Origin of the sequence: Mesorhizobium sp. M1C.F.Ca.ET.210.01.1.1 (assembly GCF_004791585.1) — a bacterium.
Lineage (GTDB): Bacteria > Pseudomonadota > Alphaproteobacteria > Rhizobiales > Rhizobiaceae > Mesorhizobium.
Window position 1 is genome coordinate 62,690 of record NZ_SRUU01000003.1, and the last position, 25,184, is coordinate 87,873.

At 63.8% G+C, this 25,184-nt stretch carries 21 protein-coding genes, 1 tRNA gene and 1 pseudogene; 21 read left to right on the forward strand and 2 right to left on the reverse strand.

Annotated elements, in window-relative coordinates:
- Positions 1–7: 7 nt before the first annotated feature.
- The 13 genes and pseudogenes from tuf (EN853_RS04255) to EN853_RS04315 all read left to right on the forward strand — a co-directional run bounded on the left by tuf (EN853_RS04255) (position 8) and on the right by EN853_RS04315 (position 17,035).
- Positions 8–1,183 (forward strand): elongation factor Tu, encoded by a 1,176-nt coding sequence (gene tuf / locus EN853_RS04255; RefSeq protein WP_095805843.1) that lies wholly within the window; start codon positions 8–10, stop codon positions 1,181–1,183.
- A gap of 307 nt (positions 1,184–1,490) precedes the next feature.
- Positions 1,491–3,014 (forward strand): hypothetical protein, encoded by a 1,524-nt coding sequence (locus EN853_RS04260; protein ID WP_245516828.1) that lies wholly within the window; start codon positions 1,491–1,493, stop codon positions 3,012–3,014.
- A 99-nt stretch (positions 3,015–3,113) separates the two neighbouring features.
- Entirely contained in the window at positions 3,114–3,599 is a 486-nt protein-coding gene (locus EN853_RS04265; protein WP_127858226.1) for a group II truncated hemoglobin, read from the forward strand.
- 137 nt (positions 3,600–3,736) lie between these two features.
- Positions 3,737–3,812: transfer RNA gene (locus EN853_RS04270), tRNA-Trp, on the forward strand.
- Positions 3,813–4,171: 359 nt separating this feature from the next.
- Complete coding sequence (gene secE / locus EN853_RS04275; protein WP_095805841.1) at positions 4,172–4,375, forward strand: preprotein translocase subunit SecE; 204 nt, start codon at positions 4,172–4,174, stop codon at positions 4,373–4,375.
- A 27-nt stretch (positions 4,376–4,402) separates the two neighbouring features.
- Positions 4,403–4,930, forward strand: coding sequence for a transcription termination/antitermination protein NusG (nusG, locus tag EN853_RS04280; protein WP_126054423.1), 528 nt, complete (start codon positions 4,403–4,405; stop codon positions 4,928–4,930).
- A 176-nt stretch (positions 4,931–5,106) separates the two neighbouring features.
- The gene (gene rplK / locus EN853_RS04285; protein ID WP_095765524.1) at positions 5,107–5,535 is read left to right on the forward strand and encodes a 50S ribosomal protein L11; all 429 of its coding nucleotides are present in this window, start codon (positions 5,107–5,109) and stop codon (positions 5,533–5,535) included.
- Between the two features lie 4 nt (positions 5,536–5,539).
- Positions 5,540–6,238, forward strand: a complete 699-nt coding sequence (gene rplA, locus EN853_RS04290) for a 50S ribosomal protein L1 (RefSeq protein ID WP_127858225.1) — start codon at positions 5,540–5,542, stop codon at positions 6,236–6,238.
- Between the two features lie 371 nt (positions 6,239–6,609).
- Entirely contained in the window at positions 6,610–7,128 is a 519-nt protein-coding gene (gene rplJ, locus EN853_RS04295; protein ID WP_066989579.1) for a 50S ribosomal protein L10, read from the forward strand.
- A 54-nt stretch (positions 7,129–7,182) separates the two neighbouring features.
- Positions 7,183–7,563 carry a 50S ribosomal protein L7/L12 gene (gene rplL / locus EN853_RS04300; RefSeq protein ID WP_040983055.1) on the forward strand — a complete coding sequence of 127 codons (381 nt, stop codon included), beginning with the start codon at positions 7,183–7,185 and terminating at the stop codon, positions 7,561–7,563.
- Between the two features lie 262 nt (positions 7,564–7,825).
- Positions 7,826–11,962 (forward strand): DNA-directed RNA polymerase subunit beta, encoded by a 4,137-nt coding sequence (gene rpoB / locus EN853_RS04305; RefSeq protein WP_127858224.1) that lies wholly within the window; start codon positions 7,826–7,828, stop codon positions 11,960–11,962.
- 132 nt (positions 11,963–12,094) lie between these two features.
- Positions 12,095–16,291, forward strand: coding sequence for a DNA-directed RNA polymerase subunit beta' (rpoC, locus tag EN853_RS04310; protein ID WP_127858223.1), 4,197 nt, complete (start codon positions 12,095–12,097; stop codon positions 16,289–16,291).
- A 78-nt stretch (positions 16,292–16,369) separates the two neighbouring features.
- Positions 16,370–17,035: pseudogene (locus tag EN853_RS04315) on the forward strand (O-methyltransferase).
- 27 nt (positions 17,036–17,062) lie between these two features.
- Here EN853_RS04315 and EN853_RS04320 read toward each other — a convergent pair.
- Positions 17,063–17,992, reverse strand: coding sequence for a Gfo/Idh/MocA family oxidoreductase (locus EN853_RS04320; RefSeq protein ID WP_127858222.1), 930 nt, complete (start codon positions 17,990–17,992; stop codon positions 17,063–17,065).
- Positions 17,993–18,090: 98 nt separating this feature from the next.
- Positions 18,091–18,372, reverse strand: coding sequence for a transcriptional regulator (locus EN853_RS04325; RefSeq protein WP_126100235.1), 282 nt, complete (start codon positions 18,370–18,372; stop codon positions 18,091–18,093).
- Between the two features lie 462 nt (positions 18,373–18,834).
- On the opposite strand from EN853_RS04325, the gene rpsL reads away from it, so the two are divergent.
- The 8 genes from rpsL to EN853_RS04370 all read left to right on the forward strand — a co-directional run bounded on the left by rpsL (position 18,835) and on the right by EN853_RS04370 (position 25,162).
- A complete protein-coding gene (gene rpsL / locus EN853_RS04335) occupies positions 18,835–19,206 on the forward strand; it encodes a 30S ribosomal protein S12 (RefSeq protein WP_006202128.1) in 372 nt (123 codons plus the stop codon).
- A 62-nt stretch (positions 19,207–19,268) separates the two neighbouring features.
- Positions 19,269–19,739: a 30S ribosomal protein S7 gene (gene rpsG / locus EN853_RS04340; protein WP_059189563.1), complete on the forward strand. Its 471-nt coding sequence runs from the start codon at positions 19,269–19,271 to the stop codon at positions 19,737–19,739.
- Positions 19,740–19,768: 29 nt separating this feature from the next.
- Complete coding sequence (fusA, locus tag EN853_RS04345) at positions 19,769–21,859, forward strand: elongation factor G (RefSeq protein ID WP_127858220.1); 2,091 nt, start codon at positions 19,769–19,771, stop codon at positions 21,857–21,859.
- A 62-nt stretch (positions 21,860–21,921) separates the two neighbouring features.
- A complete protein-coding gene (tuf, locus tag EN853_RS04350) occupies positions 21,922–23,097 on the forward strand; it encodes an elongation factor Tu (protein WP_095805843.1) in 1,176 nt (391 codons plus the stop codon).
- Between the two features lie 68 nt (positions 23,098–23,165).
- Positions 23,166–23,474, forward strand: a complete 309-nt coding sequence (gene rpsJ, locus EN853_RS04355; protein ID WP_006205468.1) for a 30S ribosomal protein S10 — start codon at positions 23,166–23,168, stop codon at positions 23,472–23,474.
- 61 nt (positions 23,475–23,535) lie between these two features.
- Positions 23,536–24,252 (forward strand): 50S ribosomal protein L3, encoded by a 717-nt coding sequence (gene rplC, locus EN853_RS04360; protein ID WP_059188486.1) that lies wholly within the window; start codon positions 23,536–23,538, stop codon positions 24,250–24,252.
- Positions 24,252–24,872, forward strand: coding sequence for a 50S ribosomal protein L4 (gene rplD, locus EN853_RS04365; RefSeq protein WP_127858219.1), 621 nt, complete (start codon positions 24,252–24,254; stop codon positions 24,870–24,872). Before rplC ends, rplD begins: the two co-directional genes overlap by 1 nt.
- Positions 24,869–25,162: a 50S ribosomal protein L23 gene (locus EN853_RS04370; RefSeq protein ID WP_059188488.1), complete on the forward strand. Its 294-nt coding sequence runs from the start codon at positions 24,869–24,871 to the stop codon at positions 25,160–25,162. The genes rplD and EN853_RS04370 overlap by 4 nt, the downstream gene beginning before the upstream one ends.
- Positions 25,163–25,184 lie beyond the last annotated feature (22 nt).

Sequence of the window (25,184 nt, forward strand, 5' to 3'; positions counted from 1 at the left end):
AGAGACTATGGCAAAAGGTAAATTCGAGCGCACCAAGCCGCATGTGAACATTGGCACGATCGGGCACGTCGATCATGGCAAGACGTCGCTGACGGCGGCGATCACGAAGTATTTTGGCGAATACAAGCGCTATGACCAGATCGACGCGGCCCCTGAAGAGAAGGCGCGCGGCATCACGATCTCGACGGCGCACGTCGAGTACGAGACGGCCAACCGTCACTATGCCCACGTCGACTGCCCCGGCCACGCCGACTATGTGAAGAACATGATCACCGGTGCCGCCCAGATGGACGGCGCGATCCTGGTGGTTTCGGCCGCCGACGGCCCGATGCCGCAGACGCGCGAGCACATCCTGCTTGCCCGCCAGGTCGGCGTGCCCTCGATCGTGGTGTTCCTGAACAAGGTCGACCAGGTCGACGACGCCGAGCTGCTTGAGCTGGTCGAGCTCGAGGTTCGCGAGCTGCTGACCAAGAACGAATTCCCCGGCGACGACATTCCGATCGTCAAGGGCTCGGCGCTGGCCGCCCTTGAGGACTCCAACAAGACCATCGGCGAGGACGCCATCCGCGAGCTGATGGCCCAGGTCGACGCCTACATCCCGACGCCGGTGCGTCCGCTGGACAAGCCGTTCCTGATGCCGATCGAGGACGTGTTCTCGATCTCTGGCCGCGGCACGGTCGTGACCGGCCGCGTCGAGCGCGGCGTGGTCAAGGTCGGCGAGGAGCTTGAGATCGTCGGCATCCGTCCGACCACCAAGACGACCTGCACGGGCGTCGAGATGTTCCGCAAGCTGCTCGATCAGGGCCAGGCCGGCGACAACATCGGCGCGCTGCTGCGCGGTGTCGACCGTGAAGGCGTCGAGCGCGGCCAGGTTCTGGCCAAGCCGGGTTCGGTCAAGCCGCACAAGAAGTTCGTTGCCGAAGCCTACATCCTGACCAAGGACGAGGGCGGCCGCCACACGCCGTTCTTCACCAACTACCGTCCGCAGTTCTACTTCCGCACCACCGACGTGACCGGCATCGTGACGCTGCCGGCGGGCACCGAGATGGTGATGCCTGGCGACAACATCACCGTCGACGTCGAGCTGATCGTGCCGATCGCGATGGAAGAGAAGCTGCGCTTCGCCATCCGTGAAGGCGGCCGCACCGTCGGTGCCGGCATCGTCGTCACCATCAAAGAGTAATCGATCCGGCTGTTGCCGGTTCGACAAGGAAGGGCGGTCTTCGGGCCGCCCTTTTTTGTTTCCGGCTTTCGCTCCGGCGCTCGACGGGTCACGTATCGCGCCACGTCTTTCAAAGCTGTTGCAAGCCGCGTCGCCGCAACTAGTATGGTTTGCACCCGTGGGGGCTTTTGCAAGCGTGGTTCCGGAACGCCGTTCAGACAGCATTCGGTGGTGGCGCGGGCTCTTCCGTCTGGGCTTGGTCGCCGCTGTCGGCGTCGCTAGCTCCGTCGTGGAGGCCCGGGAAGAGGCACCCGATCTCGGCCCGCCGATGCGCTTTGCCGTCGTGCGCAGCAGCGCGCCCGGTTGTGAGCCCAATTGCCCGGAATGGATTGCGGCGGAAGGCACCATCGAGGCCGACACGCCGGCGCTGTTCAGGCGCCTGCTGAAGGCCCTCGGCGCCCGGCAACTGCCGATCGTCGTCAATTCCCCCGGCGGCAACGTCGACGCCGCGCTCCAGCTCGGCCGCACGATCCGCAGGGCCAAGCTCGACATTGCCGTCGGCACGACGGAGTTTTCCGGCTGCTCGCCGGAGATGAAGAACTGTCGTGATGACGACAGCAAGGCCGCGCCCTATCTCGGCATCGCCTATGACAGCGGCGCCATGTGCAACTCGGCCTGTCCGCTGATGTTTGCCGGCGGCGTCCGTCGCGTGGTCGGCGAATGGGCCTTTCTCGGCGTCCACCAGATCACCACGACATACCACAGGGAAAAGCTGCTCTACCGCACCACCTACAGAATTGTGAACGGCAAGAAGAAGGTCATCAGCACCAGGATCGTCAGCCGCAAGAATGCCGGCAGCTACAAGACCTATGAGATGAGCAAGGCGGTCGAGAAGCGGCTGTCCGGCTATCTGAAGGAAATGGGTATCGGGCAGAGCGTGCTCGAGGTGATGAAAGCGACGCCGGCAAGCGACATAAGGCAGATCGAGCCGGAGGACATGCTGGAGATGAAGCTCGTCACCAGCCTCGACACGCTCGACCTTCTGGCCGGAAAGAGCATCTGCCAGCACAGTCCCGCGCCGGCGAACTGCCGCGAGATGCCGGCGAACGGCAACGCCAGGCCGGCCGAGGTCGCGGCCGTCGAAGTCAAGCCGGCCGCACCGCTCTCCAGGCCGGAACAGGAGATGCGCTTCGTGCTGGTTCGCGGCAGCAACCCGCTCTGCAACCCCGACTGCCCGGAATGGATTTCGGCTGAGGGGACCATTGTTGCCGGCACGCCCGACAGGCTGCGCGAGCTGCTCGACACGGTCGGCGGGCTCAGGCTGCCACTCGTGATCAACTCACCGGGCGGCGACGTGCAGGCCGCGCTCGCCGCCGGCCGGTTGATCCGTGAGCGCAGGCTGGATATCGCGGTCGCCCGCACGGACTTTCTCGATTGCGATCCCGGCGCGGCGGGATGCAGCGCCAAGGAGGAGCTCCATGATGGCCTCACCGTCGATGCGGGAGCCGAATGCGACGCTGCCTGCGCGGTGATGATCGCGGGCGGCGCCAGGCGCCTGGTTGGCGCCAGCGCGCATTTGCGCGTGCACTCAATGGGGATGGAGGAAAAGGTCAGGGCCTACCTCGACGAGATGGCCATCGGCCCGGGCCTGTTCGCCGCGATGCAGTCAGCTCAGTATGCGAGCCACCGGGAACTCAGCCGGGACGAATTGCAGAAATTCGGGCTGACGACCGGGCCGCAATCCGTGGACGCGCTGACCGGCGCCACCATCTGCAGATCATCGCCCAAGCCCGACAACTGCCGGGTTCTGCCGTCCGCCAATGCCGAGGCGGAGGCGCCGGCGAAGCTGTAGCGGGGACGCCGACTGGCCATCGAGGCAGGTTGAGCCGGGCAGGGCTTGCGTTATCCTCCGCGGCCTGCCTCGGGGCGGATCGGACCGAGAGGATCGACAATGAGCGAGGATATCCCGACTTTGTTCGAATGGGCCGGGGGCGCAGAGGCGCTCAACCGGCTGACGCGGACCTTCTACGACAACGTGGCCCTGGACCCGATCGTCGCCCCGGTGTTCAGGCACATGTCGCCGGACCATCCGGCGCATGTCGCCGCCTTCATCGGCGAGGTCTTTGGCGGACCGAAGACCTACAGTGAAAAGCATGGCGGCCACCGCGAGATGGTCATGCATCATCTCGACAAGCATCTGAGCGAGGAGCAGCGGCGGCGCTGGATCAATCTCCTGGCCGACGCGGCAGACGAGGTCGGCCTGCCCGACGACCCCGAATTCCGTTCCGCCTTCATGGGCTATGTCGAATGGGGATCGCGGCTGGCCAAGATGAATTCCAACCTGGGCGAGACCTGCGATCCGGAGACGGAGCCGATGCCTGCCTGGGGCTGGGGCGTGCCGGGCGGGCCTTACAAGCCGCCGGCCGGGAAATCGTGAGCTTGCGGACCGAACTATCCCTTGCCAGCGACACGCGAAAATCCGGTTTTCTGGCAAAGCATATGAAACTGCATCTGACTGCTCTTTACAGAGCGCGTGGAAGCTTTTAGGAAGCGCCTGCGCTGAAACGCGCGTGTACGGGCATAGCTCAGTTGGTAGAGCGGCGGTCTCCAAAACCGCAGGTCGTAGGTTCGAGCCCTGCTGCCCGTGCCATCTCTTAAGTGGCGGACTGAAGTCAGGGCGCTCTGCCGTTGAAAACCGGCGGGTAGCTTGCCATATGGGGTGAATTGGGGCATAAGGCCCCGTATAGCCGGGACGGAACGACTGGATGGTTCCGAGGCGGCGTTTGGCCATAAAGCGGACACTTGCCACTTGCGTGGATCAAGAATCGGTTTTATGTAGACACGACAGACACGCGACGCGTGGAGCTGGGAAGCCGGCTTTACGCGTCCGATTTGCATGGGCGAAGTGGTGGCGCTGATTCGGCGCTGGCATGAAGTCCAGGCGGCACGTCCCGGCCAGCGGGATCATCCAGGAGATCCGGCCAACGGGTCTTGAAGACAGAGCGGCAGATGGCTTCGAAAACCACTAATCCCTTCACCTTTCTCCAGCAGGTTCGCGCGGAGACAGCCAAGGTGACATGGCCCTCGCGCCGCGAGACCATGATCTCCACAGTGATGGTCCTGGTCTTCGCGGTTATCGCCATGATCTTCTTCTTCGCCGCCGACATAGCCATGGGCTATGCGATCGAGTTCATATTGGGCCTCGGACATTAAGTTCGGCGATTACGGAGAGGTCGTGAAATGACTGCGCGGTGGTACATCGTCCACGCTTATTCGAACTTCGAGAAGAAGGTCGCCGAGGACATCGAGAACAAGGCCAAGCAGAAGGGCCTGTCCGGTGATATCGAGCAGATCGTGGTGCCGACTGAGAAGGTCGTCGAGATCCGCCGTGGCCGCAAGGTCGATGCCGAGCGCAAGTTCTTCCCGGGCTATGTGCTTCTGAAGGCCAACCTGACGGACGCCGTGTTCTCGCTGGTCAAGAACACGCCGAAGGTCACCGGCTTCCTCGGCGACTCCAAGCCGGTGCCGATCACCGAGACCGAGGCGCAGCGCATCCTGAACCAGGTGCAGGAAGGCGTCGAGCGGCCGAAGCCCTCGGTCACCTTCGAGATCGGCGAGGCGATTCGTGTTTCGGATGGCCCGTTCGCGTCGTTCAACGGCTTCGTCCAGGAAGTGGACGAGGAACGGGCGCGCCTCAAGGTGGAAGTTTCGATCTTCGGGCGCGCGGTGCCCGTCGATCTGGAATTCGGACAGGTCGAGAAGGGCTGATCCGAAGATCCCTTGAGCCCGCAGGCGAAGGGGGTTGGCGGCGCGAAGGAGCGCGCTGCCATGAGTGGGTGGGAGGCGAAAGCGGCTTAGCCGGCCGCCGGAACCGCACCACCAGACTGCAACCGCCGGCGTTTCCCGGATAACGGAGCCGGCATGAGAAAAAGGCAGGAATAGAGATGGCTAAGAAAGTTGCAGGCCAGCTCAAGCTCCAGGTTGCCGCGGGCTCGGCCACGCCGTCGCCCCCGATCGGCCCGGCGCTTGGTCAGCGCGGCATCAACATTATGGAATTCTGCAAGGCGTTCAACGCGCAGACCCAGGAGCTCGAGAAGGGATCGCCGATCCCGGTCGTGATCACCTACTACCAGGACAAGTCGTTCACCTTCGTCATGAAGACGCCGCCGGTGAGCTACTTCCTGAAGAAGGCCGCCAACCTGAAGTCGGGCTCGAAGGAACCGGGCAAGGTCAAGGCCGGCACGATCAGCCGCGACAAGGTGCGCGCGATCGCCGAGCAGAAGATGAAGGACCTGAACGCAAACGACGTCGAGGCGGCCATGCGCATGGTCGAGGGCTCCGCCCGCTCGATGGGCCTGGAAGTGGTGGGCTGAGATCATGGCAAAGATTGCAAAGCGTATTGCCAAGAGCCGTGAAGGCATCGATCCGAACAAGGCCTATGCGCTCTCCGAGGCGCTGCAGCTGCTGAAGGACCGGTCCACGGTGAAGTTCGATGAGACCGTCGAGGTCGCGATGAATCTCGGCGTCGATCCGCGCCATGCCGACCAGATGGTCCGCGGCGTGGTCAACCTGCCGAACGGCACCGGCCGCTCGGTGCGCGTCGCCGTGTTCGCGCGCGGCGACAAGGCCGAGGAAGCCAAGGCCGCCGGCGCCGATATCGTTGGCGCCGAGGACCTGGTCGACATCGTCCAGAAGGGCACGATCGATTTCGATCGCTGCATCGCCACCCCGGACATGATGCCGCTGGTCGGCCGTCTGGGTAAGGTGCTCGGCCCGCGCGGCATGATGCCGAACCCGAAGGTCGGCACCGTGACCACCGATGTCGCGGCCGCCGTCAAGGCTTCGAAGGGCGGCGCCGTCGAGTTCCGCGTCGAGAAGGCCGGCATCGTCCAGGCCGGCGTCGGCAAGGTCTCGTTCGACGTCAAGGCGCTGGAAGAGAATGTGCGGGCCTTCGCCGATGCGGTGAACAAGGCGAAGCCTGCCGGCGCCAAGGGCAACTACGTCAAGAAGGTGTCGGTCACCTCGACGATGGGCCCTGGCCTCAAGCTCGACATCGCGACGCTCGCTGCGTCGTAAATGTCACCTGATCGGCTTCGGGCCGGTCGCAAGAAGAATTCCGGACCGCCGATCCGTCGGCGGCCCGGTAACCCGGAAGCCGAAAGGCTTCCGGATATCCTGTCCGAGATTGCAGGCGGCCCAACAGCCTTAATTCGTCTGGGCCTGCATGAGACGGGTGAAGACCTGACAAAGGAGCGACAAGCTCCGATGAAAGGTTCGAACCGTGTTTGCCTTTTGTCAGCGCATCGCCGGCTTGGCCGTAGGTGTGGCGAAAGGGGGCAGGATCCTCGAGCGCCGTTCGGGAGATCCGTTAGTGGATGGCCCGGCCGGCAAAAGGCAACCCGACTTCTGACCTCGTGAATGAGGCAGGGGTCAACTGGAGATAGGCAGTGGACAGAGCGGAAAAGCGCGAACTCGTCACGGGCCTGAACGAAGCGTTCTCGAACGCGGGTTCAGTCGTCGTGGCCCACTACGCCGGTATCACCGTCGCGCAAATGAACGACCTTCGGTCGAAGATGCGCGCCGCCGGTGGCACCGTCAAAGTCGCGAAGAACCGTCTCGCCAAGATCGCTCTTCAGGGCACGGACTCCGCATCGATCGTCGATCTGTTCAAGGGGCAGACGCTGATCGCTTATTCGGAGGATCCGGTTGCGGCGCCGAAGATCGCGTCCGAGTTCGCCAAGGGGAATGACAAGTTGATCATTCTCGGTGGCGCGATGGGCTCGACCTCGCTCAACGCCGACGGTGTCAAGGCACTCGCCACGATGCCGTCGCTCGACGAGCTGCGCGCCAAGCTGGTTGGCATGATCGCCACGCCGGCAACCCGGATCGCCCAGATCGTCAATGCGCCTGCGGCTTCGGTCGCGCGCGTCATCGGCGCTTACGCCCGGAAGGACGAGGCGGCATGAGGCCGTTCCTCGCTGTCAACAACACACGTTCGAACCTAGTAAAGGAATACACAAATGGCTGATCTCGCGAAGATCGTAGACGACCTTTCGAAGCTGACCGTCCTCGAGGCGGCCGAGCTGTCGAAGCTCCTGGAAGAGAAGTGGGGCGTTTCGGCCGCCGCTCCGGTGGCGGTTGCTGCTGCCGCTGGTGGCGCTGCCGCTGCTGCTGCTCCGGCTGAAGAGAAGACGGAATTCGACGTCGTTCTCGCCGACGCCGGCGCCCAGAAGATCAACGTCATCAAGGAAGTCCGCGCCATCACCGGCCTTGGCCTCAAGGAAGCCAAGGACCTGGTCGAGGCGGCTCCGAAGCCGGTCAAGGAAGGCGTTTCCAAGGCCGACGCCGACAAGTTCAAGGCTCAGCTGGAAGCAGCTGGCGCCAAGGTCGAGCTGAAGTAATAGGCGAGGGCGGACGGTCTCGCGCCGTCCGCCCCCTCCCTTGACGAAGGGAGGCTTCGTTGCGCGAGGCATTTGAAAACCTCTTTCCTGAGGGCCGAAAACCGGCCTTCAGGAAACGGGTTTTCACCCGTTTTAGCCGGCAGCTGCCAAGCAATTGGAAAGGGCGGCCGGAAAAACAGACAGGGGCAGCTGGCGAGGCGGCCCGTTGGTGCAAGGCGAACCGCGGCGAGGTTCGTCCCGAGTTTTGAGCTAAGGAGCGACGATGGCCCAGACCCAGACTTTCAATGGCCGCAGACGCGTACGCAAGTTCTTCGGAAAGATCCCGGAAGTTGCGGAGATGCCGAACCTGATCGAGGTTCAGAAGGCATCCTATGACCAGTTCCTGATGGTGGACGAGCCCAAGGGCGGCCGTCCGGACGAGGGACTGCAGGCCGTTTTCAAGTCGGTCTTCCCGATCTCCGATTTTTCCGGCTCCTCGATGCTGGAATTCGTGAAGTATGAGTTCGAAGGACCGAAATTCGACGTTGACGAATGCCGTCAGCGCGACCTGACCTATGCCGCGCCGCTGAAGGTGACGCTGCGCCTCATCGTGTTCGATATCGACGAGGACACCGGCGCGAAGTCGATCAAGGACATCAAGGAGCAGGACGTCTACATGGGCGACATGCCGCTCATGACGTCGAACGGCACCTTCATCGTCAACGGCACCGAGCGCGTCATCGTCTCGCAGATGCACCGCTCGCCGGGCGTCTTCTTCGACCATGACAAGGGCAAATCGCACTCGTCGGGCAAGCTCCTGTTTGCCGCGCGCGTCATTCCCTATCGTGGCTCGTGGCTCGACATCGAATTCGATTCCAAGGACGTCGTGCACGCCCGCATCGACCGCCGCCGCAAGATTCCGGTGACGTCGCTCTTGATGGCGCTCGGCATGGACGGCGAGGAGATCCTGTCGACCTTCTACAACAAGATCACCTACAAGCGCGCCGGCGACCACTGGCGCATCCCGTTCAACGTCGAGCGTTTCCGCGGCCTCAAGGCCGTCGGCGACCTGGTCGACGCGGACACGGGCGAGATTGTTGTCGAGGCCGGCAAGAAGATCACCGCGCGCCAGGCCCGCCAGCTCGGCGAAAAGGGTCTGAAGGCAATCAAGGCGACCGACGAGGACCTGCTCGGCAACTATCTCGCCGAGGACATCGTCAACTACGCCACCGGCGAGATCTTCCTCGAGGCCGGCGACGAGATCGACGACAAGACGCTGAAGGTTCTGCTCGGCACCGGCGAAGACGAGATCCAGATCCTCGACATCGACCACGTCAATGTCGGCGCCTACATCCGCAATACTTTGGCCGTCGACAAGAACGAGAGCCGCCAGGACGCGCTGTTCGACATCTACCGCGTCATGCGTCCGGGCGAGCCGCCGACGCTCGAGACCGCCGAAGCCATGTTCAACTCGCTGTTCTTCGACAGCGAGCGCTATGACCTGTCGGCCGTCGGCCGCGTCAAGATGAACATGCGCCTCGAGCTCAAGGCCGAGGACACCGTGCGCGTGCTGCGCAAGGAAGACATCCTGGCCGTGGTTAAGACGCTGGTGGAACTGCGCGACGGCAAGGGCGAGATCGACGACATCGACAATCTCGGCAACCGCCGCGTGCGCTCGGTCGGCGAGCTGATGGAGAACCAGTACCGCGTCGGCCTGCTGCGCATGGAGCGCGCGATCAAGGAACGCATGTCCTCGATCGAGATCGACACGGTCATGCCGCAGGACCTCATCAACGCCAAGCCGGCCGCCGCCGCCGTGCGCGAGTTCTTCGGTTCCTCGCAGCTGTCGCAGTTCATGGACCAGACCAACCCGCTGTCGGAAATCACCCACAAGCGCCGTCTGTCGGCGCTTGGACCGGGCGGTCTGACCCGCGAGCGCGCCGGCTTCGAGGTGCGAGACGTGCACCCGACGCATTACGGCCGCATCTGCCCGATCGAGACGCCGGAAGGCCCGAACATCGGCCTGATCAACTCGCTCGCCACTTTCGCGCGCGTCAACAAGTACGGCTTCATCGAGAGCCCGTACCGCAAGATCGTCAACGGCAAGCTGACCAATGAAGTCGTCTATCTGTCGGCGATGGAAGAGGCCAAGCACCATGTCGCGCAGGCCAACGCCGAGCTCGACAAGAACGGCGGCTTCGTCGATGAGTTCGTCATCTGCCGCAACGCCGGCGAGGTGATGATGGCGCCGCGCGAGAACGTCGACCTGATGGACGTGTCGCCGAAGCAGATGGTGTCGGTGGCGGCGGCGCTCATCCCGTTCCTCGAGAACGACGACGCCAACCGCGCGCTGATGGGCTCGAACATGCAGCGCCAGGCCGTGCCGCTGGTGCGCGCCGAAGCGCCGTTCGTCGGCACCGGCATGGAGCCGGTCGTCGCCCGTGACTCGGGCGCCGCCATCGGCGCCCGCCGCGGCGGCGTGGTCGACCAGGTGGACGCCACCCGTATCGTCATCCGCGCCACGGAAGATCTCGACCCCGGCAAGTCCGGCGTCGACATCTACCGGCTGATGAAGTTCCAGCGTTCGAACCAGAACACCTGCATCAACCAGCGTCCGCTGGTGCGTGTCGGCGACCGGGTGAACAAGGGCGACATCATTGCCGACGGTCCGTCGACCGAGCTCGGCGATCTGGCGCTCGGCCGCAACGTGCTGGTCGCGTTCATGCCGTGGAACGGCTACAACTACGAGGACTCGATCCTGCTCTCCGAGCGCATCGTGGCCGACGACGTCTTCACCTCGATCCACATCGAGGAGTTCGAGGTCATGGCCCGCGACACCAAGCTCGGACCGGAGGAAATCACGCGCGACATTCCGAATGTCTCGGAAGAGGCGCTGAAGAACCTCGACGAGGCCGGCATCGTCTATATCGGCGCGGAAGTGCAGCCGGGCGACATCCTGGTCGGCAAGATCACGCCGAAGGGCGAAAGCCCGATGACGCCGGAAGAAAAGCTGCTGCGCGCCATCTTCGGCGAAAAGGCCTCGGACGTTCGCGACACCTCCATGCGCATGCCTCCGGGCACCTTCGGCACGGTCGTCGAAGTGCGCGTCTTCAACCGCCACGGCGTCGAGAAGGACGAGCGCGCCATGGCGATCGAACGCGAGGAGATCGAGCGTCTGGCCAAGGACCGCGACGACGAGCAGGCGATCCTCGACCGCAACGTCTATTCGCGCCTGTCCGACATGCTGGTCGGCAAGGATGCGATCGCCGGGCCGAAGGGCTTCAAGAAGGGCTCGAAGCTGTCGAAGGACACGCTCGACGAGTACCCGCGCTCGCAGTGGTGGCAGTTCGCCGTGGAGAACGAAAAGCTCCAGAGCGAATTGGAAGCGCTGCGCGGCCAGTACGACGACTCCAAGAAGGCGCTCGAGCAGCGCTTCATGGACAAGGTCGAGAAGGTGCAGCGCGGCGACGAGATGCCTCCGGGCGTCATGAAGATGGTCAAGGTCTTCGTGGCGGTGAAGCGCAAGATGCAGCCGGGCGACAAGATGGCCGGCCGTCACGGCAACAAGGGTGTCGTGTCGCGCATCGTTCCGGTCGAGGACATGCCTTTCCTCGAGGACGGCACGCATGCCGATATCGTGCTCAACCCGCTGGGTGTGCCGAGCCGCATGAATGTCGGCCAGATCCTGGAGACGCATCTGGGCTGGGCCTGCGCCGGCATGGGCAGGAAGATCGGCGAGCTGATCGACGCCTACAAGGCCGGCGGCGACATCAAGCCGCTGCGCAAGACGCTGGAAAGCTTCATGCCTTCCAACGACCGCAACGAGCCGATCCGCGAGTATGACGACGAGAGCATCGTCCGCCTGAGCGAGCAGATGCGCCGCGGCGTCTCCATCGCGACCCCGGTGTTCGACGGCGCGCACGAGGCCGACATCAACACCATGCTGGAGCAGGCTGGCCTGCACACCAGCGGTCAGTCGCAGCTCTATGACGGCCGCACCGGCGAGCCGTTCGATCGCAAGGTGACGATGGGCTACATCTATATGCTCAAGCTGCATCACCTGGTGGACGACAAGATCCACGCGCGCTCGATCGGTCCGTACTCGCTCGTCACCCAGCAGCCGCTGGGCGGCAAGGCGCAGTTCGGCGGCCAGCGCTTCGGCGAAATGGAGGTCTGGGCGCTGGAGGCCTACGGCGCCGCCTACACGCTGCAGGAGATGCTGACGGTGAAGTCGGACGACGTCGCCGGCCGCACCAAGGTCTACGAGGCGATCGTCAGAGGCGACGACACGTTCGAGGCCGGCATTCCCGAGAGCTTCAACGTTCTCGTCAAGGAAATGCGCTCGCTGGGCCTCAACGTCGAACTGGAGAACACCAAGTTCGAAGACGCTCCTGTCCGGCTGCCCGACGCGGCCGAGTAAGGCAATGGCGCGCCGCAACCCAAGACGCGGCGCGCCCCTCAAATTATACGGCCGGTCAGGCCGGCCAGTCTGCGGGCATTCGGCCCGCGAACGATGCAAGGGGTTTTCGAGGACCCCGAAAAGGAGAACGGCATGAACCAAGAGGTCATGAATCTCTTCAACCCCCAGGCGCCTGCGCAGGTGTTCGATTCGATCCGGATCTCGCTCGCCAGCCCTGAGAAGATTCTGTCCTGGTCGTTCGGCGAGATCAAAAAGCCGGAGACCATCAACTACCGCACCTTCAAGCCGGAGCGTGACGGTCTGTTCTGCGCGCGCATTTTTGGCCCGATCAAGGACTACGAGTGCCTGTGCGGCAAGTACAAGCGCATGAAGTACAAGGGCGTCATCTGCGAGAAGTGCGGCGTCGAGGTCACGCTGTCGCGCGTCCGCCGCGAGCGCATGGGCCATATCGAGCTCGCCGCGCCTGTCGCCCACATCTGGTTCCTGAAGTCGCTGCCCTCGCGCATCGGCACGCTGCTCGACATGACGCTGAAGGACATCGAGCGTGTGCTTTACTTCGAGAACTACATCGTCACCGAGCCCGGCCTCACCGCGCTGAAGGAGCACCAGCTGCTCAGCGAGGAAGAGTACATGCTGGCCGTCGACGAATATGGTGAGGATTCGTTCACCGCCATGATCGGCGCCGAGGCGATCCATGACCTGCTTGCCGGCATGGACCTGGAGAAGATCGCCGGCGACCTGCGCTCGGAGCTGGCTTCGACCACGTCCGAGCTCAAGCAGAAGAAGCTCTTGAAGCGGCTCAAGGTCGTCGAGAACTTCATGGAATCCGGCAACCGTCCGGAATGGATGATCATGAAGGTGGTCCCGGTGATCCCGCCGGACCTGCGTCCGCTGGTCCCGCTGGATGGCGGCCGTTTCGCGACGTCCGACCTCAACGACCTCTATCGCCGCGTCATCAACCGCAACAACCGCTTGAAGCGCCTGATCGAGCTGCGCGCGCCGGGCATCATCGTGCGCAATGAAAAGCGCATGCTGCAGGAGGCTGTCGACGCGCTGTTCGACAACGGCCGCCGCGGCCGCGTCATCACCGGCGCCAACAAGCGTCCGCTGAAGTCGCTGTCCGACATGCTGAAGGGCAAGCAGGGCCGGTTCCGCCAGAACCTGCTCGGCAAGCGCGTCGACTATTCCGGCCGCTCGGTCATCGTGACCGGTCCGGAGCTCAAGCTGCATCAGTGCGGCCTGCCGAAGAAGATGGCGCTCGAGCTGTTCAAGCCCTTCATCTACGCCCGCCTCGACGCCAAGGGTTTCTCCTCGACCGTCAAGCAGGCGAAGAAGCTGGTCGAGAAGGAGCGTCCGGAGGTCTGGGATATCCTCGACGAGGTCATCCGCGAACATCCCGTGCTCTTGAACCGCGCGCCGACGCTGCACCGCCTCGGCATCCAGGCGTTCGAGCCGATCCTGATCGAAGGCAAGGCGATCCAGCTGCATCCGCTGGTCTGCACGGCCTTCAACGCCGACTTCGACGGCGACCAGATGGCGGTCCACGTGCCGTTGTCCTTGGAAGCGCAGCTTGAAGCCCGCGTGCTGATGATGTCGACCAACAACATCCTGCACCCGGCCTCCGGCGCGCCGATCATCGTGCCGTCGCAGGACATGGTTCTCGGTCTCTACTATCTCTCGATCGTCAACCAGAACGAGCCTGGCGAAGGCATGGTGTTTGCCGACATGGGCGAGCTCCAGCATGCGCTGGAGACCAAGGCCGTGACGCTGCACGCCAAGATCAAGGGCCGCTTCCGTACCGTCGATGCCGAAGGCAACGTCGTGTCGAAGATCTATGACACCACGCCTGGCCGCATGATCATCGGCGAGCTTCTGCCGAAGAACGTCAACGTGCCTTATGAGACCGCCAACCAGGAGATGACCAAGAAGAACATCTCCAAGATGATCGACACCGTCTACCGCCACTGCGGCCAGAAGGAGACGGTCATCTTCTGCGACCGCATCATGGCCCTGGGCTTCGCCCATGCCTGCCGCGCCGGCATCTCGTTCGGCAAGGACGACATGGTGATCCCGGACACCAAGCTGAAGCTGGTTTCCGACACCGAGGCTTTGGCCAAGGAGTACGAGCAGCAGTACAATGACGGCCTGATCACCCAGGGCGAGAAGTACAACAAGGTGGTCGACGCCTGGGCCAAGTGCTCGGAAAAGGTCGCCGACGAGATGATGGCCCGCATCAAGGCCGTCGAGTTCGAGGACAACGGCCGCCAGAAGCCGATGAACTCGATCTACATGATGTCGCATTCGGGTGCGCGTGGTTCGCCCACCCAGATGCGCCAGCTCGCCGGCATGCGCGGCCTGATGGCCAAGCCTTCGGGCGAGATCATCGAGACGCCGATCATCTCGAACTTCAAGGAAGGCCTCACCGTGCTCGAGTACTTCAACTCGACCCACGGCGCTCGCAAGGGTCTGGCCGACACCGCGCTCAAGACGGCGAACTCGGGCTACCTCACCCGCCGTCTGGTCGACGTGGCGCAGGACTGCATCGTCAATTCGCTGGATTGCGGCACCGACAAGGGCCTCACCATGCAGCCGATCGTCGATGCCGGTCAGATCGTCGCCTCGGTCGGCCAGCGCGTGCTGGGCCGCACGGCGCTCGACGACATCAACCACCCGGTCAGCGGCGAACTGCTGGTCAAGGCCGGCAAGCTGATGGACGAGCGCGATGTGGAGCAGATCGAGAAGGCCGGCGTGCAGTCGGTGCGCATCCGCTCGGCGCTGACCTGCGAGGTCAGGACCGGCGTCTGCGCGGTCTGCTACGGTCGCGATCTTGCCCGCGGCACGCCCGTCAACCAGGGCGAGGCTGTCGGCGTCATCGCGGCGCAGTCGATCGGCGAGCCGGGCACCCAGCTCACCATGCGCACCTTCCACATGGGCGGCACCGCGCAGGTGGTGGACTCTTCGTTCCTCGAAGCCTCCTATGAGGGCAAGGTCGAGATCCGCAACCGCAACGTGGTGCGCAACTCCGAGGGCCAGCAGATGGTCATGGGCCGCAACATGGCGGTCCTGATCCTCGACGAAACTGGCAAGGAGCGCGCCACGCACCGCGTCGCCTATGGTTCGCGCATCTTCGTGGACGACGGCGACAAGGTGAAGCGCGGCCAGCGCATCGCCGAGTGGGATCCTTATACCCGCCCGATCCTCACCGAAATCGAGGGCAAGGTGGCGTTCGAGGATCTGGTCGACGGCATCTCCGTCCAGGAGACGGCCGACGAGTCGACCGGCATCACCAAGCGTGAGGTCATCGACTGGCGTTCGACGCCGCGCGGCAGCGACCTGAAGCCGGCGATCGTCGTGCAGGACGCCAAGGGCAAGGTCGGCAAGCTGTCGAAGGGCGGCGATGCGCGCTTCCTGCTCTCGGTCGAGGCCATCCTCTCGGTCGAGCCGGGCGCTCATGTCCGTCCGGGCGACGTGCTGGCGCGTATCCCGATGGAAAGCGCCAAGACCAAGGACATCACCGGCGGTCTGCCGCGTGTGGCCGAACTGTTCGAGGCTCGCCGTCCCAAGGACCACGCCATCATCGCCGAGATCGATGGCACGATCCGCTTCGGCCGCGACTACAAGAACAAGCGCCGCATCATCATCGAGCCGCATGACTCGACGCTGGAGCCGGTGGAGTACCTGATCCCGAAGGGCAAGCCGTTCCATCTGCAGGACGGCGACGTCATCGAGAAGGGCGACTACATCCTCGACGGCAACCCGGCGCCGCACGACATCCTGGCGATCAAGGGCGTGGAGGCGCTTGCGTCCTACCTCGTCAACGAGATCCAGGAGGTCTACCGCCTGCAGGGCGTGTCGATCAACGACAAGCACATCGAGGTGATCGTTCGCCAGATGCTGCAGAAGGTCGAGATCACCACGCAGGGCGACTCGACCTACATTCCGGGCGACCATGTCGACGTGATCGAGTTGGAAGAGGTCAACGAGCGCCTGATCGAGGACGGCAAGAAGCCGGCCGAAGGTCAGCCGGTGCTGCTCGGCATCACCAAGGCCTCGCTGCAGACGCCGTCCTTCATCTCGGCCGCCTCTTTCCAGGAGACGACCAGGGTGCTGACCGAAGCTGCGGTTGCCGGCAAGACCGACATGCTGCAGGGCCTGAAGGAGAACGTCATCGTCGGCCGTCTGATCCCGGCCGGCACGGGCGGCACGATGAGCCAGATCCGGCGCATCGCTACCTCGCGCGACGAGCTCATCATCGACGAGCGCCGCAAGGCCTCCGGTGTCGAGGTCGCCGAGCCTATGCTGACCAACATGGTCACCGCCGCGCAGTAAGCGGAATGAAATGAGAGACAAGGAAAGGGGCCCACGCGGCCCCTTTCGCATTTTGGCTTCATGCAACGAGGAAGAGCTATGAGCAGCAAGACCTGGACGGCTGTCGACGACTATTGTTTCCTCTATTTTCGAAGCGGATCCCGTGCTGGACGCGGTGCTGGCAACCAACCGCGACCAGGGCCTGCCGGCGATCGACGTCTCTGCCGCGCAAGGCAAGCTGCTGTCGCTGCTGGTGCGTATCCGCGATGCGAGGAAGGTGCTTGAGGTCGGCACGCTTGGCGGCTACTCGACCATCTGGATGGCGCGCGGCCTGCCCACCGGCGGCAGGGTCGTGACGCTGGGAGCTCGATCCGCACCACGCCAAGGTCGCCCGCTCGAACTTCGAGCGGGCAGGGGTTTCGGAGAAAGTCGATATGCGGGTCGGCCCGGCGCTTCAATCGCTCGCCGCGCTTGGCAGCGAGAACGCGGGCCCGTTCGACCTGATCTTCATCGACGCCGACAAGCCGAACAACCCGAATTATCTATCCTGGGCCATGCGGCTGTCGCGTCCGGGAACGGTCATCGTCTGCGACAACGTCATCCGCGACGGCGCCGGTCGTGAAAAAGGATAGCGGCGATGCCAATGTCGAAGGCGCCCGCGCGGCGTTCTCCTTCATCGGCGCAGAGACGCGGCTGGACGGCACCGCCATCCAGACCGTCGGCGCCAAGGGCTACGACGGCTTTGCCATCGCGATCGTGGACTGACGCGGCTGCCGCGCCAGTCCTGTCAGGTTAGTCGAAAAATGCCTCGACCACGTTGCGCTTGCCGAGCATGAAGGCGTCGGCGACATGCTGCAGCGGCGCGAGGTCGACGTCGGAGACGCCGGCGCGGACGATCTCGGCGAAGCGCTTGTAGAGCATCGGATATTCAGCTTCCGGCTCGTCATGGACGACCTTGCCGTCGACGGCGAGTTTCGCGCCGCCGCCCGAAAGCACCATCTTGCCCTTGTCGGTTTCGGCAAGGATGTCCCAGCTCTGCGGACCGGTTTGCAGCCAATCGAGCTCCATCGTCACCGGCAGCCCGTTCGAGGTGCGGAAGGCGACATGCGCCGCGACCGGCGAGGCGCGATTCTCGGGGAAGTCGAGCACGGCGGAGGTGATGAACATCGGCGGCAGGATGTGGGTGGCGATCGAAAGCGCGTTGATGCCCGGGTCGAACACGCCGAACCCGCCCGGCGCCCAGATCCATTCCTGGTTCGGGTGCCAGCGGCGCACGTCCTCTTTCCAGTTGATCGCAGCCGAGCTGATCCTGGCTGAGGCTAGGAACGCGCGCGCGGCCTCGACCGCCGGCGCATAGCGCGAATGCCAGCTGGCGAAGAGCGAGACGCCATTCTTCGCGGCAAGCATCTTCAGGTCCTCGACCTCGCTGACGGTGGCGCCCGGCGGCTTTTCCAGGAAGACATGCTTCCCAGCTTCGAGCGCGGTGCGCGCGGCGTCGTAGCGGAACTGCGGCGGCATGCAGAGCGAGACGGCTTCCAGGCTGGGCTCGGCCTCGAGCATCGCCTCGATGGTTGGATAGTTCGGGATGCCGTCGACCTTGCCGTGGCGGCTCGCCGCAGCCGCAAGCTGGTAGCTGGCGTCCTTCGCCAGGGCGGGGAGATGCTGATCGCGCACGATCTTTCCCACGCCGACGATACCGAGCCTGATGGGATTGCTGGTCATGGAAACTCCGAGGGATTGGAAGCGGTGGACGTTTCTAGGCAGGAGAAAGCCGCCCGGCAAGCCGAGATCAATTCGTGCCGGCGGATCGGCCTCTTAAATCAGACCGGCTCGTCGAAGGTGACGATCGAGACCTCGCCTTCCAGCGCTCCCTGGTAGGCCGACAGATGCGGCTCCTCGTCGGGCGCGCCTTCCATGTCGCCGATCTGGTCGAGCTCGGCTTCGGCGAATCCTTCGGCGGCAAGCGATTCGAGTGCGCGGCGAACGGCAGAATCATCGTCGGGCGCGACCAGCATCACATGCACGCCTTCCGGCTTGCCGCCCTTGCGTCGCCAAACCCGACCGGTGATGATGGTGACCGGGCGCTCTTCATTGTCGTTCACGGGCTGATTCCTCCGGACGAGGGCACTTTTGCCATTCATGCCGCCTTTTGGCATGAAGCAGGCGCGCATGACAGGCGAAAGCCGGTCACTTTCTTCCTCTCCCGTGAAAAATGGCGCAAGAAAATTACATGCGTTTTCCGCATGGCTGCCAAGCCTCGAATTGGGCGCAATATTTGCTGCTCCGGGGTTGACGGATAGGGGCCTTGCGAGTAGAAGCCGCCCCGTCAGAACCGATGTGAGACTTGCCTTTCCGAGGCGACGCGCTTTGGAGTTTGTCTCAAACAGGGTTCATTTTACGAGCGAAAAGACATTTCCGGCGCGCATGAAGCGGCTTCCGCTTCCTCTGCAATTTGTTCGGGCAGGACCGCGAGGCGCGGTGTTTTGCCCGAATTCGCGTATGGAAACGGCGCTTTGAGCGGCCCTGACAGGGCAAGACACGGAATTGAGAGACAAGAGGGTTTAATGCCTACCGTCAACCAGCTGATCCGCAAGCCGCGCCTGGCGCCGGTGAAGCGCAACAAGGTCCCGGCCATGCAGCAGAACCCGCAGAAGCGGGGTGTCTGCACGCGCGTCTACACCACGACGCCGAAGAAGCCGAACTCGGCGCTGCGCAAGGTGGCCAAGATCCGCCTGACCAATGGTTTCGAAGTGATCGGCTACATCCCGGGCGAAGGCCATAACCTTCAGGAGCACTCGGTGGTCATGATCCGCGGCGGCCGCGTCAAGGATCTGCCGGGCGTCCGCTATCACATCATCCGCGGCGTGCTCGACACGCAGGGTGTGAAGAACCGCAAGCAGCGCCGTTCGAAATACGGTGCGAAGCGTCCGAAGTAAGGGTTTCCGGCTTCGGCGCTTTTTTTGACTGCGCCGTGCCACGAGATTGAGAGACAAAAGCCATGTCCCGTCGTCACAGTGCAGAAAAGCGTGAGATCAATCCGGACCCCAAGTTCGGCGACCTGATCGTCACCAAGTTCATGAACGCCGTCATGTATGACGGCAAGAAGTCGGTTGCCGAGACGATCGTCTACGGCGCGCTGGACCAGGTCCAGGCCAAGACCAAGCAGGAGCCGGTCACCGTCTTCCATCAGGCGCTCGACAATGTCGCGCCGCATGTGGAAGTGCGCTCGCGTCGCGTCGGCGGCGCCACCTACCAGGTCCCGGTCGACGTGCGCCCCGAGCGCCGTCAGGCGCTGGCCATCCGCTGGCTGATCGCCGCCGCCCGCAACCGCAACGAGACCACCATGATCGACCGCCTCTCGGGCGAGCTGATGGACGCGGCCAACAACCGCGGCACGGCCGTCAAGAAGCGTGAAGACACCCACAAGATGGCGGAAGCCAACCGCGCCTTCGCGCACTACCGCTGGTAAAGCGCGAACGAGACTGAGAGGCACCTCCCATGGCCCGCGAATACAAAATCGAAGACTACCGCAATTTCGGTATCATGGCGCATATCGACGCCGGCAAGACGACGACGACCGAGCGCGTCCTGTACTACACGGGCAAGTCGCACAAGATCGGCGAAGTTCATGACGGCGCTGCCACCATGGACTGGATGGAGCAGGAGCAGGAACGCGGCATCACCATCACCTCGGCCGCGACCACGACCTTCTGGAAGGGTCGTGACGGCAAGATGCGCCGCTTCAACATCATCGACACCCCCGGACACGTCGACTTCACCATCGAGGTCGAGCGTTCGCTGCGTGTGCTCGACGGCGCCATCGCGCTGCTCGATGCCAACGCCGGTGTCGAGCCGCAGACCGAGACCGTGTGGCGCCAGGCCGACAAGTACCACGTGCCGCGCATGATCTTCTGCAACAAGATGGACAAGATCGGCGCCGACTTCTACCGCTCGGTGGAGATGATCGGCTCGCGCCTCGGCGCGCAGGCCGTTGTCTTGCAGCTGCCGATCGGTGCCGAGACCGAGTTCAAGGGCGTCGTCGACCTGGTCGAGATGAACGCGCTTGTCTGGCGCGACGAGACCCTGGGCGCCGCCTGGGACGTCGTCGAGATCCCGGCCGACCTTAAGGAGAAGGCCGCGCAGTATCGCGAGAAGATGATCGAGGCCGCCGTCGAGATGGACGAGACCGCGCTCGAGAATTACCTCGAAGGCAACATGCCGTCGAATGACGAGATCCGCGCGCTGATCCGCAAGGGCACCATCGCGGTCAAGTTCTTCCCGATGTTCTGCGGCTCGGCCTTCAAGAACAAGGGCGTGCAGCCGCTGCTCGACGCCGTTGTCGAATACCTGCCGTCGCCGATCGACGTTCCGGCCATCAAGGGCGTCGACGCCAAGACCGACGCCGAGATCGAACGTCACGCCGACGACAACGAGCCGCTGTCCATGCTGGCGTTCAAGATCATGAACGACCCGTTCGTCGGTTCGCTGACCTTCGCCCGCATCTATTCGGGCAAGCTCACCAAGGGCACCTCGCTCGACAACACCGTGAAGGGCAAGAAGGAGCGCATCGGCCGCATGCTGCAGATGCATGCGAACTCGCGCGCCGACATCGAGGAAGCCTATGCCGGCGACATCGTCGCTCTGGCCGGCCTCAAGGACACGACCACCGGCGATACGCTGTGCGATCCGCTGCATCCGGTCATCCTCGAGCGTATGGAATTCCCCGATCCGGTCATCCAGATCGCCATCGAGCCGAAGACCAAGAACGACCAGGAGAAGATGGGCCTCGCGCTGCATCGTCTGGCAGCCGAGGACCCGTCCTTCCGCGTCAAGACCGACGAGGAAAGCGGCCAGACCATCATCGCCGGCATGGGCGAGCTGCATCTCGACATTATCGTCGACCGCATGCGCCGCGAGTTCAAGGTGGAAGCCAATGTCGGCGCTCCGCAGGTGGCCTATCGCGAGACGATCACCCGCACGCACGAGCAGGATTACACGCACAAGAAGCAGACCGGCGGTACCGGCCAGTTCGCCCGCGTCAAGATTGTGTTCGAGCCGAACACCGAGAGCGAAGAGTTCGTGTTCGAGTCCAAGATCGTCGGCGGTGCGGTTCCGAAGGAATACATCCCGGGCGTCGAGAAGGGCATCCAGAGCGTCATGGGTTCCGGCCCGTTCGCCGGCTTCCCGATGATCGGCGTCAAGGCGACGCTGGTCGACGGTGCCTTCCACGACGTCGACTCCTCGGTGCTGGCGTTCGAAATCGCGTCGCGCGCCTGCTTCAAGGAAGCTGCGCCCAGGCTCGGCGTGCAGCTGCTGGAGCCGATCATGAAGGTCGAGGTCGTGACGCCGGAAGACTATGTCGGTGGCGTCATCGGCGACCTCAACGGCCGCCGTGGCCAGATCCAGGGCCAGGAAGCGCGTGGCGTGGCTGTTGTCATCAACGCCATGGTGCCTTTGGCCAACATGTTCAAGTACGTCGACAATCTGCGTTCGATGTCGCAGGGCCGCGCCCAGTACACGATGCAGTTCGACCACTACGAACCGGTTCCGACCGCGGTCGCCCAGGAAGTCCAGAAGAAATACGCGTAACTCGAGCGGGTTGCACGAGACCTTAATTTGAGCCCCGCACGGGCAAGGAATGGAGACATCACATGGCAAAAGGTAAATTCGAGCGCACCAAGCCGCATGTGAACATTGGCACGATCGGGCACGTCGATCATGGCAAGACGTCGCTGACGGCGGCGATCACGAAGTATTTTGGCGAATACAAGCGCTATGACCAGATCGACGCGGCCCCTGAAGAGAAGGCGCGCGGCATCACGATCTCGACGGCGCACGTCGAGTACGAGACGGCCAACCGTCACTATGCCCACGTCGACTGCCCCGGCCACGCCGACTATGTGAAGAACATGATCACCGGTGCCGCCCAGATGGACGGCGCGATCCTGGTGGTTTCGGCCGCCGACGGCCCGATGCCGCAGACGCGCGAGCACATCCTGCTTGCCCGCCAGGTCGGCGTGCCCTCGATCGTGGTGTTCCTGAACAAGGTCGACCAGGTCGACGACGCCGAGCTGCTTGAGCTGGTCGAGCTCGAGGTTCGCGAGCTGCTGACCAAGAACGAATTCCCCGGCGACGACATTCCGATCGTCAAGGGCTCGGCGCTGGCCGCCCTTGAGGACTCCAACAAGACCATCGGCGAGGACGCCATCCGCGAGCTGATGGCCCAGGTCGACGCCTACATCCCGACGCCGGTGCGTCCGCTGGACAAGCCGTTCCTGATGCCGATCGAGGACGTGTTCTCGATCTCTGGCCGCGGCACGGTCGTGACCGGCCGCGTCGAGCGCGGCGTGGTCAAGGTCGGCGAGGAGCTTGAGATCGTCGGCATCCGTCCGACCACCAAGACGACCTGCACGGGCGTCGAGATGTTCCGCAAGCTGCTCGATCAGGGCCAGGCCGGCGACAACATCGGCGCGCTGCTGCGCGGTGTCGACCGTGAAGGCGTCGAGCGCGGCCAGGTTCTGGCCAAGCCGGGTTCGGTCAAGCCGCACAAGAAGTTCGTTGCCGAAGCCTACATCCTGACCAAGGACGAGGGCGGCCGCCACACGCCGTTCTTCACCAACTACCGTCCGCAGTTCTACTTCCGCACCACCGACGTGACCGGCATCGTGACGCTGCCGGCGGGCACCGAGATGGTGATGCCTGGCGACAACATCACCGTCGACGTCGAGCTGATCGTGCCGATCGCGATGGAAGAGAAGCTGCGCTTCGCCATCCGTGAAGGCGGCCGCACCGTCGGTGCCGGCATCGTCGTCACCATCAAAGAGTAATTGGACTGAAACGGATCTGTCGCGGGCGCGGGAGCTGCCCGCGCCGCGCCAGAACAAGGAATTGACGCATGAACGGACAGAATATCCGCATCCGCCTTAAGGCGTTTGATCACCGGGTGCTCGACGCCTCGACGCGCGAAATCGTGTCGACCGCCAAGCGCACCGGCGCCAACGTCCGCGGCCCCATTCCGCTGCCGACGCGGATCGAAAAATTCACGGTCAACCGGTCGCCCCACGTCGACAAGAAGAGCCGCGAGCAGTTCGAGATGCGCACGCACAAGCGTCTGCTCGACATCGTCGATCCGACCCCGCAGACGGTCGATGCTTTGATGAAGCTCGATCTGGCCGCCGGTGTCGACGTCGAGATCAAGCTCTAAGGGAATGAGAGCGCGGTAAGGGGCGGTGCCCCTGGCCCGGAACTCTAAAGGAATTGAACCGATGCGTTCAGGTGTGATTGCAAAGAAGGTGGGAATGACCCGCATCTATAACGATGCCGGGGAACACGTTCCCGTCACCGTTCTCCAGATGGAGAACTGCCAGGTCGTGGCGCAGCGCACGCAGGAGAAGAACGGCTACACCGCCGTCCAGCTCGGCGTTGGCCTTGCCAAGGTGAAGAACACGTCGAAGGCGATGCGCGGCCATTTCGCTGCCGCCTCCGTCGAGCCGAAGGCGAAGCTCGCCGAGTTCCGCGTCTCCGCCGACAACATGATCGACGTCGGCGCTGAGCTCACCGTCGAGCATTTCGTCGCCGGCCAGAAGGTCGACGTCACCGGCACCTCGACCGGTAAGGGTTTCCAGGGCGTGATCAAGCGGCACAACATGGGGGGCGGCCGCGCCACGCACGGTAACTCGGTCTCGCACCGTACGCACGGTTCGACCGGCCAGCGCCAGGACCCCGGCAAGGTGTTCAAGGGCAAGAAGATGGCCGGCCACATGGGCGACGTCCGCGTCACCACGCAGAATGTCGAGGTCGTCTCGACCGATGCCGACCGTGGCCTGATCCTGATCCGCGGTGCGGTTCCCGGCGTCAAGGGCGCCTGGATCCTGGTCCGTGACGCTGCCAAGGTTGCGCTGCCGGCCAACGCGCCGAAGCCTGCCGCGATCCGCGCCGCTGCCGCCAAGAATGAAGCCCCGGCCACTGAGGGAGCGGAATAATGGACCTCAAGATTACAACGCTCGGCGGCAAGGACGCCGGCAAGGTGAAACTCTCCGAGGAGATTTTCGGCCTTGACCCGCGCGAGGACATCCTGCAGCGCGTCGTGCGCTGGCAGCTCGCCAAGAAGCAGCAGGGCACGCACAAGGCCAAGGGCCGCGCCGAGATCGCGCGCACCGGCGCCAAGATGTACAAGCAGAAGGGTACGGGCCGCGCCCGTCACCATTCGGCTCGCGCTCCGCAGTTCCGCGGCGGCGGCAAGGCGCACGGCCCGGTCGTGCGCAGCCACGAGCACGACCTGCCGAAGAAGGTGCGCGCGCTGGGCTTGAAGCATGCTCTCTCGGCCAAGGCCAAGAGCGCCTCGCTGATCATCGTCGACGATCTGAAGCTGGCCGAGGCCAAGACCAAGGCACTGGCGGCGAGCCTCGAGACGCTCGGGCTCACCAACGCCCTGGTGATCGGCGGCGCCGAGCTCGACCAGAACTTCAAGCGGGCGGCGACCAACATTCCGAACATCGACGTGCTGCCCATCCAGGGCATCAATGTCTACGACATTCTGCGCCGCGGCACGCTGGTCCTTTCGAAGGCCGCCGTCGAGGCTCTCGAGGAGCGCTTCAAATGACCGACCTTCGTCACTACGACGTGATCGTCTCGCCGGCGATCACTGAAAAGTCGACCATGGCTTCCGAGCAGAACCAGGTCGTCTTCAACGTCGCCAAGAAGGCGTCGAAGCCGGAAATCAAGGCCGCCGTCGAAGCGCTCTTCGGAGTCAAGGTGATGGCCGTGAACACGCTCGTCCGCAAGGGCAAGATCAAGCGCTTCCGCGGCACGGTTGGCCGCCAGGGCGACGTCAAGAAGGCGGTTGTGACGCTGGCCGACGGCCAGTCGATCGACGTCGCGACGGGTCTCTGAGCAAGGCCGCGAGGACAGGACA